Below are 13,329 nucleotides of genomic sequence, written 5' to 3'. Positions count from 1 at the left end.
AAAGTTTGAGTAATAGTAGCTTAACGCCTAAAGAAATTGTCGAGCGGCTTGATCAATATATCATTGGGCAAACAGGAGCTAAAAAATCGGTTGCTGTTGCCCTTAGAAATCGTTATCGTCGTACACTTATGGATGATGATATTCGCGATGAAGTCATTCCCAAAAATATTTTAATGATTGGTCCGACTGGTGTTGGAAAAACAGAAATTGCTCGCCGTATTGCTAAAATTGTGCGTGCACCTTTTTCAAAAGTTGAAGCAACGAAGTTTACAGAAGTAGGTTATGTTGGTCGTGATGTTGAATCAATGGTTCGTGATTTAGTTGAAGTTGCTGTCCATTTGGTAAAAGAAGAAAAGATGCAGCTTGTTCGTATTCAGGCTGAAAAAAATGCTGAAAAACAGCTAATCAAACTTTTAGTACCAGGGCAAAAGAAAAAACAAACGAATACGCAGAATCCATTTGAAGCTTTGTTTGGGGCGGGAAATCGTCAAGAAGAACCTGAAGAAGCTGAAACGGATGAGCTTCAAAGTAAGCGTAGTAAAATCGAGTGGCAGCTTCAAAATGGTGAATTAGATCATGAGATGGTTACAGTCGAAGTGACCGAGCAACAAAATAAAATGTTTGACCTTATGCGCGGCAGTGGCATGGATCAGATGGCTGGGATGCAAGATGCTTTTTCAAGTCTTTTTCCAGCGAAGAAAAAGAAACGCAAAGTCACAGTGAAAGAAGCACGCAAAATGTTATTTGAAGACGAGGCAGCAAAGCTGATTGATCAAGATGAAGTCGCCTCAGAAGGTATTAGACGTGCTGAGCAGATGGGAATCATTTTTATTGATGAAATTGATAAAATTGCAAGCAAAGAAGGCTCGGGTAATGGGCAAGTTTCACGAGAAGGAGTTCAGCGGGATATTTTACCAATTGTTGAAGGTTCACAAATTGCAACCAAGTATGGTACAGTAAACACAGAGTTTATTTTGTTTATTGCTGCTGGTGCCTTTCATATCTCAAAACCTTCTGATTTAATTCCAGAGCTTCAAGGTCGTTTCCCGATCCGGGTTGAACTTGATAAACTTACACAAGATGATTTTATTAAAATACTTACAGAGCCTGATAATGCACTTATTAAACAATATAAAGCCTTGCTTCAAACAGAAGGCATTGAACTTGTTTTTACGAAAGAAGCTGTGTTTCGCTTAGCTGAGATTGCTTTTCAAGTAAACCAAGATTCAGACAATATTGGTGCACGGAGGCTCCATACCATTCTTGAAAAACTGCTTGAAGATTTATTGTTTGAAGCACCTGAGATCAATTTAGACTCTGTTACTATTACTGAAAAATATGTAAATGATAAATTGCAATCTATTATGAACAATAAAGATTTAACACAGTTTATTTTATAATATATAAATTAGGAGGTTCTAATAATGTCTTTATTAGAAAAAATAAGAAAAATTAATTCAATGTTACAAAATACAACATCAAAAACTGTAAATTTTAAAGAAATGGCAGACACACTTGGTAATGTAATCGATGCTAATGTATATATCGTTAGTCGCAAAGGCCGGCTGTTAGGTTTTTCCGAGAAGACGCGGATTGAAAACGAGCGCATCCAGCAAATGTTAGCTGATCGCATGTTCCCTGAAGAATATACTTCAAGCTTATTTAATGTTAGTGAAACTTCGGCAAATCTAGAAGTATCTAGTGAATATACAGCATTTCCAAGTGAAAGTAGTGGTTTATTTACAGATGGTTTAACGACGATTATCCCAATCATGGGAGGAGGAGAACGCTTAGGGACACTCGTTCTTTCACGTCTTGGTGAAAGATTTAATGATGATGATTTAGTTCTAGCTGAATGTGCCGGTACGGTTGTTGGAATCGAAATTTTATATCAAAAGTCAGGTGAAGTTGAAGAAGAAGCTCGTAGTCGTGCTGTCGTCCAGATGGCTCTAAGCTCTCTTTCTTTCAGTGAACTAGAAGCGATTATCCATATTTTTGAAGAATTAGCAGGGGATAAAGGACTCCTTGTTGCTTCAAAAATTGCAGATCGTGTGGGGATTACTCGTTCTGTTATTGTTAATGCGCTTCGTAAGCTTGAGAGTGCAGGTGTTATTGATTCTCGTTCGCTAGGAATGAAAGGCACATACATTTCTGTATTAAATCGAAAATTCATTCCTGAACTCGAAAAAATCAAAAATAGATAAGCTTTTTAACAAGAGAAGTTGGAGCGTAAGGTGATTCAATTTAGTGTTCAGTGCTAACTTGCTTTATCTATGTTTTAACTTCTTTTTTTACGGGAAAAATGATACATAGTCCTGTTTTTTACTAACATTGTTTTGAATTGTGATGTGTGGAGGGAGGAAAAAATATGGCATATAGTGAAACGACCATTGAAGTTCGTTATGCAGAAACGGATCAAATGGGCGTTGTTTATCATGCCAATTACCTGGCATGGTTAGAAATTGGTAGGAAAAATTTTATGGATGACCTGCATCTTAGCTATTATGAAATGGAGCAAGAAGGTTATTTTATGCCGGTTTTAGATGTCTCATTACATTATGTAAGCCCCCTTCGTTACGGACAAAATGCAGTAGTGAGGACGTGGTTAAAAGGGTATGATGGGATTCGCACCATTTATGGTTATGAGGTGCGCATCGAAAAGACTGGACATATTGCGCTTATCGGTGAAACAAAACACGCATGTGTCCGTAAAGATAATTTTAAACCCGTTGCAATGCGCCGTGTTCTGAAGAAATGGGATAATAAATATCAAGAACTTATAAAGGCAGGAAGTGAAGGATAATGGCATTTGGTGTGACTCGGAGCGAACTTGAAGCTTTTAAGCAGAAAGCAAGTGAAGGAGGTATCGCTATTTTAACCCATTACTGGATGGATGAACGTTTTCCAAATTCTGAAACGGTTACTAAAGTAGCGAGTTCTAATTTAGAGAATCTTTTAGAATGGGGGGCAAAATATGATTTACCAAAATCTTATATTGATTTTGGTCATACGGGTTTACCGCATTATGATTTATTCGGTGAGCTCCAATTACGGATTTTAAAAAAAGAAGGAAAGCATGAACAAATTGAGCGCTTTCACTTGGAAGGAGAAGACAATGATTAAATTAGAGAATGATGCGCTAATTGTTGAATTAAAAGAAGAAGGTGCGGAATTAACGAAAATTTATTATAAAAAAAGCAAACTTAACTATCTATGGAATGCAGATGAAACGTTTTGGGGAAGACACGCTCCTATTTTATTTCCAACGGTCGGGAAATTGGTAAATGATACGTATTATGTAGATGGTGAGGCATTTCATTTGCCACAGCATGGTTTTGCGCGTGATCGTGAATTTACTGTTGTTGAATTGCTGAAGGATAAATGTGTTTTTGAGTTAGTTGCTGATGAAAAAACAAGATTGGTATATCCTTATGATTTTCGCTTACAAATAAGTTATACACTTCTAGAAAATCAAGTACAGGTTGAGTATAGTGTGGAAAATATTGATTCCAAGCGAATTTATTTTTCAATTGGAGCACATCCAGCGTTTAATGTGCCGCTTACTGATGATACACACTTTGAAGATTATTATCTTGATTTTTTTGAGACGGAGAAGCTTGAGTCATTGTTGCTTGATGGACCTTATCGTAATGGTCGAGTTAAACGAGTGAAAGAGCAACCGGCGAGATATTTGCCACTTACTTATGATTTACTTGCAGATCGTACACTTATTTTTGAAGGTTTAAAAACCAACGTTATTGCGATACGTTCTGATAAACATAATCACGCTGTTAAGATGACATTTCCTAACTTTTCATTTGTAGGTATTTGGACACCAGGAAAAGACGCTCCATTTGTTTGCATTGAACCGTGGTATGGCATTGCAGATGGTGTTGGAAGCTCTGTTGAATTGCGTGATAAAGCAGGAATTGAACAATTAGAACCAGAAGCCATCTTTAGTGCGAGTTATACTATTGAGGTAAACTAAGTGAGGTGCAGGACATAAACAAAAGAAACCGACAATAGACACGGACATTTTCATTTTTTATCCAAATTAAGAAACCGGTTTCATAAAAGGATTCACATCATCGAGTAAAAGACGCTCTACCCTGTTTTCAACGTCGATAGCTCACGCAGAAAACAATGGAGATGCTTTTACTCGATTTTTGGTGCTATTCTGGACATTTAAAACCAACTAATTTTAGGTTCTTCACCATTTTTAATGCGTGTAATATTTGCTCGATGACGCCAGATGATAAATAAAGCAATAAAGACCATTAATGTGATAAGAAGTAAATCACCAGTAAACAAAGAAGCTACAAATGCAAAAAGCGCAGCAACCATTGAACTAAGTGAAACGTATTTGCTTAACTTCAGCGTTAAGAAAAAGATGATTGCAGCGAACAGGCATACAAATGGTGCATAAGCTAAAATGACACCGGCAGAAGTAGCTACCGCTTTGCCACCACGAAAACCTGCAAAAATCGGAAAGCTGTGACCAATGATGGCACAGATCCCGGTTAATAGCAAGTAATGATGGTCTAAGTTTAACGCAAAGAAAAAAGGTAATAAAGTGGCGACTGTACCTTTCAAAATATCGATAACTGTTACTGCAATCCCTGGTTTTACACCTAGTACACGAAATGAATTCGTTGCTCCTAAATTTCCGCTGCCAAATTTCCGGATATCTTTTTTATAGAATAACTTTCCAATCCAAAGACCTGATGGGATGGAACCAATAAAGTAACCTAGAATCATCAGCAATATAAATTGAATGCTCATACCAAAACTCCTCTAATTTAACAGACATTTTATGTTGAAATTATAGCATACATTTGGCTATTCAGGTAAAAAACTTTGTGTTATTTTAGAAATCTTACTTTACTTTCTCACGATATAAAGCTAAAATTAATTTAGGAATACTAAAAAAAAGAAAGAAGGGAACAGCTTTGAAAACAACAGTTGCTGGTATTCAGTGGATGATTTTTATGATTGCAGGAGCAGTAGCTGCGCCGATTGCTATTTCTGATATCTATCATTTATCCGCTTCTGAAACCGCTTTTTTTATGCAACGCACTATTTTTGTCCTTGGAATTGCAGGCTTCCTCCAAGCGTTATTTGGTCATAAATTACCGATTCATGAAGGGCCAGCTGGTCTTTGGTGGAGTGTATTTACCATTTACGCTGGTTTTATTGGGGTAATGTATTCGACTAATATCGCAGCACTGCAAGCTTTATCTGGTGGAATGATCATTAGCGGCATCTTTTTCATTGTTTTAGCATCATTTGGTGTTATTGAAAAACTTGCCAAATTATTTACACCAACTGTGACCTTTATTTATTTGGTGCTACTCATCTTGCAATTAAGTGGCTCGTTTTTACGTGGGATGTTTGGTTTAACTGCGAAACAACAAACATTGGATCCAATTGTGGCTTTGCTTAGTTTTCTTGTTATTTTGTTAACTTTCTTATTCGGGCGCTCGAAAATTATGTGGTTAAGACAATTTTCAGTTATTTTTGCTTTAGTTATTGGTTGGCTCTTATTTATTCTTTTTGGTAAAAATTCGCCAATTGTTGCAGCTGATCATTGGTTTTCTATGCCGAAAATTTTTGCTTTTGGCTCTCCTCATTTTGATTCTGGTAGCATTACAACAGCGATTTTCATCACCTTATTGCTCATTACGAATTTGGTTGCTTCGATTCGCTTGATGGAAGGGATTGTACATCCTGAGGAGGCAAGTGCAACTAGTCGTTATCGTCGTGGTGGTTTTATTTCTGGGATTAATCAGTTGCTTGGTGGAACGTTTGGAGCAATTGGCTCCGTTCCAATTAGTGGGGCAGCTGGCTTTGTTTCACAAACTGGTGAGAAGCGGATTCAACCGTTTATTATCGGCTGTGTGCTAACGGCGGGTATTTCTTTGTTGCCACCGATTATGAATGTCATGGCTTCACTTCCAGCACCTGTTGGTTACGCGGTTACATTTGTATTGTTTTCAAATATGTTTGTTATGGCACTTAAGGAATTAAAAAAAATAACAACACTTGAAGATAATCGCTATTTGACCATTGGTATTTCTCTTCTTACAGGTGTTGGTACAATGTTTATCCCAGCAGCAGCAACACAAAATTTACCAGCAGCGCTTGTTGCTATTTTAAATAATGGATTGATTGTGGGTAGTGTTATTGGTATTATTTTAGAACAATTTTTCATTTTTATACATAAGCCAAGCGAATGAATGCTGTTATTGTTCTTAGTGTGTTGCTTTTATCAAGATTCGTGCAACTCGGAAACAGGCTCATCAATTGAGCCTGTTTTTTAAGTCATTCTTTCATTAAGGAGAACTAGTTAACTGATATTTGTTTTGATTATTCTTCATGATAGTGCTATTCTGGAAAGGTAACTTTTAAAGCGATAAGCTTGAAGTAGGAAATGACTTGGAAGGAGAATTTTAAATGGTCAATGAATATAATGATGATTCCATCCAGGTGCTAGAAGGATTAGAAGCAGTCAGAAAGCGCCCAGCCATGTATATTGGATCAACGGATGTACGCGGCTTACATCATTTAGTATATGAAATTGTCGATAACTCAGTCGATGAAGCTTTAGCAGGCTTTGGTAATGAAATTAAAGTGATTTTACATGATGACTATAGCGTTAGTGTATCTGATAAAGGGCGCGGTATGCCTGTTGGAATGCACAAAATGGGAAAACCAACTGTTGAAGTGATTTTAACAGTTCTACATGCTGGAGGAAAATTTGGACAAAGTGGTGGCTATAAAACAAGTGGTGGCCTGCATGGTGTCGGTTCTTCGGTTGTTAATGCTTTATCAGAATGGTTAATTGTCACGATAGAGCGTGATGGTGCTGTCTATGAACAGAAGTTTAAAAACGGCGGGATACCAGACGGAACACTTCGTAAAATAGGGAAGTCGAAAGAAACAGGGACAACGATTCGTTTTAAACCTGATCCAACCATTTTTCCAACGACTTCTTTTAACTATGAAACATTATCTGAACGCCTTTTAGAATCTGCTTTTCTATTAAAAGGAATGCGGATTGAATTGATTGATGAGCGTGTCAATATGGGAGAAGTTTTTCATTTTGATGAAGGAATTAGAAACTTTGTCGAATACATCAATGAAGGAAAAGATGTGCTTCATCCAGTTGTTTCTTTTGCAGGTGAAAGTGGAACGATTGAAGTTGAGATGGCTTTTCAGTTTAATGATGGCTATTCAGAAAATACTTTAAGCTTCGTTAACAATGTGCGCACACGTGGGGCAGGTACGCATGAAGCCGGGATGAAAGCAGCAATAACCCGCGTCTTTAATGAATATGCGAAACGCGTTGGCCTTTTAAAAGAGAAAGATAAAAACTTGGAAGGAAGCGATATTCGAGAAGGAATTTCTGCAGTGCTTTCTATTCGCGTTCCAGAAAATTTACTACAATTTGAAGGACAAACAAAAGAAAAGCTAGGGACAACAGAAGCTAGACAAGCAGTAGATGCTGTTACTTCTGAACATCTTGCTTATTTTTTAGCTGAAAATCCGGAAACAAGTGCGTTGCTTGTTAAAAAAGCAATAAAAGCACGTGAGGCTCGCGAGGCAGCCAGAAAAGCACGTGAAGAAACAAGAAGTGGCAAGAAGCGCAAACGTTCTGAAACCATTCTTTCAGGGAAATTAACACCCGCTCAGTCACGGAATCCCAATAAAAATGAACTTTATCTTGTCGAAGGAGACTCTGCAGGAGGATCTGCTAAGCAAGGTCGAGATCGGCGTTTCCAAGCGATTTTACCTTTGCGTGGAAAAGTCATTAACACTGAAAAAGCAAAATTACAAGATATTATGAAGAATGAGGAAATTAGTACGATCATCCATACTGTCGGTGCTGGTGTTGGCGCTGAATTTGATGTAGCTGATTGTAATTATGATAAAATTGTCATCATGACCGATGCGGATACAGACGGGGCGCATATTCAGGTGCTTTTACTTACATTTTTCTACCGTTATATGAAACCATTAGTTGAAGCAGGGAAAGTCTTCATTGCTTTACCGCCTTTGTATAAAGTTAGTAAAGGTACTGGAAAAAAAGAAGTAACTAGTTATGCTTGGACAGATGATGAGCTAGATAGTTCGATTAAAAAAATTGGTAAAGGTTATATTATTCAGCGCTATAAAGGTTTAGGCGAGATGAACGCAGATCAACTCTGGGAAACGACAATGAATCCTGAGACGCGGACGTTAATTCGGGTACGGATTGATGATGCTGCAAGAGCTGAAAGACGTGTTGCAACGCTTATGGGTGATAAAGTTGAGCCTAGACGTAAATGGATTGAAAGTCATGTTGAATTTACTTTAGAAGAGGATCAAAGTATTTTAGAAAATGAAAATATGTTAAACGGGGAGGCGAGTGAAGCTTGAGCATGCAGGAAGAACACATTCAAGATCTTGCATTAGAAGAGGTAATGGGAGATCGTTTCGGAAGGTATAGCAAGTATATTATTCAAGAAAGAGCTCTGCCAGATGTGCGTGATGGACTTAAGCCTGTACAGCGACGCATTTTATTTGCGATGAATGAGGAAGGAAATACCGCTGATAAAGGATTTCGTAAATCTGCTAAAACAGTAGGGAATGTGATTGGTAATTACCATCCACATGGTGATAGTTCTGTCTATGACGCGATGGTACGGATGAGTCAGGACTGGAAAGTACGTAATTTTTTAATTGAAATGCACGGTAATAATGGTAGTGTCGACGGGGACCCACCAGCAGCAATGCGTTATACAGAGGCACGCTTATCTGCCATTAGCTCTGAATTGTTACGAGATATTGAGAAAGAAACCGTTGATTTTGTCCCTAATTTTGATGATACATCAAGTGAGCCGACCGTTCTTCCAGCGCGTTTCCCTAATTTATTAGTAAATGGTTCGACTGGGATTTCAGCTGGCTATGCGACAGATATTCCACCACATAATTTGACCGAAGTGATTGATGCTGTGATCAAGCGAATCGATCAACCAGATGCTGATTTAAACGATATAATGAAAATTGTAAAAGGCCCTGATTTTCCTACTGGGGCTATTATTCAAGGCGCTGAGGGAATAAAAAAAGCTTATGAAACTGGAAAAGGCCGTGTTGTTGTTCGTTCTAAAACGGCAATTGAGGATCTTCGCGGTGGTCGAAAGCAAATTACAGTTCATGAAATCCCTTATGAAGTAAACAAAGCAAATTTAGTAAAACGAATGGATGAATTACGAGTTGAGAAGCGAATTGAAGGAATTTCCGAAGTTCGCGATGAAACGGATCGAACGGGATTAAGAATCGTCATTGAGCTAAAAAAAGATGCGAATGCTGAAGGTGTTTTGAATTATCTTTTTAAAAATACGGATTTACAAGTAAGCTATAACTTCAACATGGTAGCTATTTACAAAAAGCGGCCTAAGCTACTTGGACTACTTGAAATGATCGATGCCTATATTAATCATCAAGTTGAAATGATCACGAAGCGCTCGGAGTTTGATATTAAAAAAGCCAAAGCAAGGCAACATATTTTAGATGGTCTAATGAAGGCTTTGTCGATTCTTGATGAGGTCATTAAGCTGATCCGTTCTTCAAAGGATAAACGTGATGCAAAATTAAATTTGCAACAAAGCTTTGATTTTAGTGAAAAACAAGCAGAAGCGATTGTTTCTTTACAGCTTTACCGTTTGACCAATACAGATATTACTGAACTTCGTAAAGAAGCGGAGGTATTAACAACACGTATCGCTTTTCTTGAAAAAATTTTAAGCGATAAAAATGAACTGCTGCTTGTGATCAAAACAGAGCTAAATGATATTAAGAAAACGTATAAAAGTGAACGTCGTACAGAAATTCAAGCCGAGATAGCTGAAATTAAAATTGATACAGAAGTTTTAGTAGCAAGTGAAGATGTGATCGTTTCTGTGACGAAGGAAGGTTACATTAAACGCACAAGTATTAGATCTTATACAGCTTCAAAAGGCGAAGAACTAGCAATGAAAGAAAGCGATCGTGCGCTCTTTATTCAAAAAACAAATACGATGAACGCTCTTTTATTATTCACAAATAAAGGCAACTATATATACCGTCCTGTTCATGAACTTCCAGACATTCGCTGGAAGAACTTAGGGGAGCATATTAGCCATTTAGTAAGTGAAATGACAAGTGATGAAGAAATTATCGCAGTCCAAAGTCTTGCCGATTTTAGCGAAACAGAATACTTTTTATTTATAACCAAAAATGGCATGATTAAAGCTTCAAAAAGCATAAATTATAAGCCACAACGTTATTCTAAAGCGATGATGGCGATCAAGTTAAAAGATGATGATGCGCTTTTAAACGTATTCCAAATGAATGGCAGAGAAGACGTCTTTTTAGCAACAAAAATGGGGTATGGGCTTCGTTATCATGTAAGTGAAGTCCCTGATTCAGGGGCAAGAACTGCGGGTGTTAAAGCTATTAATTTAAAAGATCGGGATCAAGTTGTTGGTGGTGTTTTGCTTGCTGAAAATGAAATGCGCCATTTAGTAGTAGTGACACAACGCGGTTCATTAAAACAAATGAAAACAAGAGAATTTGAGCCTATTTCAAGAGCAAAGCGAGGCCTGTTAATGCTACGGGAACTGAAAAACGATCCTCATCGATTTGTCAAAATCATACTTGCAGGTGTCAATGATGAGCTTGTTGTTGAAACAAATAAGGAACAACGAATTGGTTTAGATATAGCAAGTATAAGAACAACCGATCGCTATTCTAACGGCTCGTTTATACTGGATGAAGCGCTCGAAGGCAGTCCAATTGATATGTGGCTCGTTATTCCAGAAATTACCGATGATGTAGACGTTGAAGAAAATAAGGAGGGAAAATAAAATGTCTGAGAAGATGAATGTAGAAAGTTTCAACCTTGATCATACAAAAGTAAACGCCCCATATGTTCGCTTAGCTGGAAAAAAAGCAGGGGTCCATGGTGATGAAATTTATAAATATGATGTCCGTTTCAAACAGCCAAATCAAGAGTATATGGATATGCCAGCACTCCATTCACTTGAGCACTTAATGGCCGAGCTTTCTAGGAATCACTCGGAAAAAATTGTTGATATCAGTCCGATGGGGTGTCAAACAGGATTTTATCTCTCACTTATTAATCATGAGGACTATGAAGATGTTCTAGCGATTCTTGAAGCAACCCTAACAGATATTTTGGAAGCAACTGAAGTCCCTGCTTGTAATGAAGTTCAGTGCGGTTTTGCTGCAAGCCATAGCTTGGAGGGTGCACAAGAACTTGCTCGCGAATTTTTAGCAAAAAAAGCGGAATGGAAAGATGTCTTTTAGTAAAATCTAAAAATAGTGGGTCAGTTCTTTCGTCAAAGAACCGGCCCACTATTCATTTTTGCTTCATGGCACCTGATAATAAATTAACATATGCTTGTGATCCCGTTTTGGTTAAGTGAACGCCATCGCGAGAAAAATAACTAGAGTGTTTGCTTGCTAGTGAATACCAGTCAACAAGCGTTACATTGTTTCTTGATGCTTGGTTTCTAATTGAAGCGTTGACTTCAGATTCCCAGCCCCGTGGAACTCTTGTATTGACGAGGTAGATATCAGCTTGGTCAAATTGGTCGAGAAGTGTTGTCAATTGTTTTTCTGAAAATGGGCCATTTGTACCTAGTTCGATGATGACAGCACTACCTTTTGTATTAAATTTTTTATAGCCAGTTGCAACATTAATCGCATCGGCAAGCTGTCGACCAACTTTTCCATCGATGGTTATATTAGGAATGGCTTCTTTTAAAAATGGCTCGATATCAATCATGATGGAATCACCAATAGCAAATGTTTGCGTGTAGTTAATTTTACCAGTAACCGGTTTTGGTTGTTCCGGTTCTTCTGGTTCTTTTTTTTCTGGTGGCTTTTTCTCTTCGGCTTTTTTGGGCTCTGGTTTTTTTGCTTCTTCATTTTGCTTTTGTTTTTTCTTTGGTTCGCTTTTTGTTTTAACTTCAGTTACTGTACGCTCGGCATTTGTTTTAACAGAAAGAATGCCACTTATCCCTACTGAAAAAATGCCAAAAACTAAAACGAGCGAAACAATAGCAGCCCATTTACCAATCGGTTTTTCGTTAATCACTGGGAACTTTCTATGTGTAAACCCTTTAATATAGGCAATGAATCCTTTTTTTCGAATTGGCATTTCAATAAAACGATAAGAGAGCTCTGCGATGATAAATGTAGCGGCTACTTGGATGAGCGCGCGTAAAATAGTTGGTTGGCCAATGGAGGTAACTGGGGTAGTCAGTGTGATAATTGGATAATGCCATAAGTAAATACCATAAGAGCGTGTCCCAATCCAGCGCAGTGGACGTAAACTAAAAACACGGCCCAAATAACAAGAAGGATGAACGATCGTAGCAATCATGATAGCACCTAGTAGCGCAACAACAAGCAAACCACCTCGATATAACATGGTCTGATATTCATTTAAGTTGATAACAAAAAGAATAAACAAGACGATACTGAGCGTTCCAGCGCTATTCAAAACAACTTTACTTTTTAAAGGGATATGTGGACTTAGACGTGTAAATGGCCAAACAAAAGCGAGGGCGCAACCAGTAAGTAGATCAAACATTCTTGTATCTGTACCGTAATAAACGCGACTAGGATCTGTACCAGGCTGGTAAAGAATGGCCATCAGCAGTGCTGAAAATAACGCAATGCCAACAATTACGCGTAAAAGTAACTTTGGCCTTCTGATCCAGCGCATGAAACCATATAAAAAAAGCGGCCAAATAAGATAAAACTGTTCTTCAATTGCAAGTGACCATAAATTCTTTAGTGCTGATGGGATCCCAAATGAGTCAAAGTAGGAAACATTATGAAAAATAAACCACCAATTGCTCATATAAAAAAATGAAGCAATAGCATCGCCGCGTAATGTTGTAAGCAAACTCCGATTAAAGATGACCGCAAAAATGACAACAACAACAATCATGACGTAGACAGCTGGAATTAATCGCCTAAAGCGGTGTAGCCAAAATCGCTTTAAATCCAATTTATTTTTATTATCCCACTCTGTGAGTAAAAGATTTGTGATTAAATAACCTGAGAGTACAAAAAAGATATCAACACCAATAAATCCACCTTTTGCCCAGGAAAAATTTAAATGGTAAAAGATAACGGCAAGTACAGCTAATGCACGGAGTCCATCGATACTCGGTACATATTTTCTATTATAACGAGCTGTTCGTTTCAAAATAACATCTCCTAAATCTATGTTTGTTTATAAAAGATTAAATTTCTCTCTCAATCATAATACCA

11 protein-coding genes are annotated in these 13,329 nt (G+C 37.7%); 9 read left to right on the top strand and 2 right to left on the bottom strand.

The features are described 5' to 3' along the window. The first annotated feature begins 5 nt into the window (after positions 1–5). From hslU to G6Q10_RS04760, 5 genes are all read left to right on the top strand, one after another. Entirely contained in the window at positions 6–1,400 is a 1,395-nt protein-coding gene (gene hslU, locus G6Q10_RS04780; RefSeq protein ID WP_163653545.1) for an ATP-dependent protease ATPase subunit HslU, read from the top strand. Positions 1,401–1,424: 24 nt separating this feature from the next. After that, positions 1,425–2,204, top strand: coding sequence for a GTP-sensing pleiotropic transcriptional regulator CodY (gene codY / locus G6Q10_RS04775; protein ID WP_163653543.1), 780 nt, complete (start codon positions 1,425–1,427; stop codon positions 2,202–2,204). Between the two features lie 164 nt (positions 2,205–2,368). Then, positions 2,369–2,803: an acyl-CoA thioesterase gene (locus tag G6Q10_RS04770; protein ID WP_163653541.1), complete on the top strand. Its 435-nt coding sequence runs from the start codon at positions 2,369–2,371 to the stop codon at positions 2,801–2,803. Then, on the top strand, positions 2,803–3,123 hold the full coding sequence (locus tag G6Q10_RS04765) for a hypothetical protein (protein WP_163653538.1): 321 nt from the start codon (positions 2,803–2,805) through the stop codon (positions 3,121–3,123). Before G6Q10_RS04770 ends, G6Q10_RS04765 begins: the two co-directional genes overlap by 1 nt. Then, positions 3,116–3,988, top strand: coding sequence for an aldose 1-epimerase family protein (locus G6Q10_RS04760; RefSeq protein WP_163653535.1), 873 nt, complete (start codon positions 3,116–3,118; stop codon positions 3,986–3,988). Before G6Q10_RS04765 ends, G6Q10_RS04760 begins: the two co-directional genes overlap by 8 nt. A 197-nt stretch (positions 3,989–4,185) precedes the next feature. On the opposite strand, the gene plsY is transcribed toward G6Q10_RS04760, so the two are convergent. Further along, a complete protein-coding gene (gene plsY, locus G6Q10_RS04755) occupies positions 4,186–4,782 on the bottom strand; it encodes a glycerol-3-phosphate 1-O-acyltransferase PlsY (RefSeq protein ID WP_163653532.1) in 597 nt (198 codons plus the stop codon). A 167-nt stretch (positions 4,783–4,949) separates the two neighbouring features. Here plsY and G6Q10_RS04750 point away from each other — a divergent pair, with 167 nt between their 5' ends. The 4 genes from G6Q10_RS04750 (at position 4,950) to G6Q10_RS04735 (ending at position 11,349) form a co-directional block, all read left to right on the top strand. Then, positions 4,950–6,236 carry a purine/pyrimidine permease gene (locus tag G6Q10_RS04750; RefSeq protein ID WP_163653529.1) on the top strand — a complete coding sequence of 429 codons (1,287 nt, stop codon included), beginning with the start codon at positions 4,950–4,952 and terminating at the stop codon, positions 6,234–6,236. Positions 6,237–6,453: 217 nt separating this feature from the next. Then, positions 6,454–8,418 (top strand): DNA topoisomerase IV subunit B, encoded by a 1,965-nt coding sequence (gene parE / locus G6Q10_RS04745; protein WP_163653526.1) that lies wholly within the window; start codon positions 6,454–6,456, stop codon positions 8,416–8,418. Next, positions 8,415–10,886, top strand: a complete 2,472-nt coding sequence (parC, locus tag G6Q10_RS04740; protein WP_163653523.1) for a DNA topoisomerase IV subunit A — start codon at positions 8,415–8,417, stop codon at positions 10,884–10,886. Before parE ends, parC begins: the two co-directional genes overlap by 4 nt. Before the next feature lies 1 nt (position 10,887). Then, positions 10,888–11,349 (top strand): S-ribosylhomocysteine lyase, encoded by a 462-nt coding sequence (locus G6Q10_RS04735; RefSeq protein ID WP_163653520.1) that lies wholly within the window; start codon positions 10,888–10,890, stop codon positions 11,347–11,349. 52 nt (positions 11,350–11,401) lie between these two features. On the opposite strand, the gene G6Q10_RS04730 is transcribed toward G6Q10_RS04735, so the two are convergent. Then, the gene (locus G6Q10_RS04730) at positions 11,402–13,264 is read right to left on the bottom strand and encodes an acyltransferase family protein (protein ID WP_163653517.1); all 1,863 of its coding nucleotides are present in this window, start codon (positions 13,262–13,264) and stop codon (positions 11,402–11,404) included. Positions 13,265–13,329 lie beyond the last annotated feature (65 nt).

This window comes from Listeria sp. PSOL-1, from assembly GCF_902806445.1.
Classification (GTDB): domain Bacteria; phylum Bacillota; class Bacilli; order Lactobacillales; family Listeriaceae; genus Listeria.
Note: the sequence above shows the minus strand (reverse complement) of the source record. Positions and strands in the feature narration are given on the sequence as shown.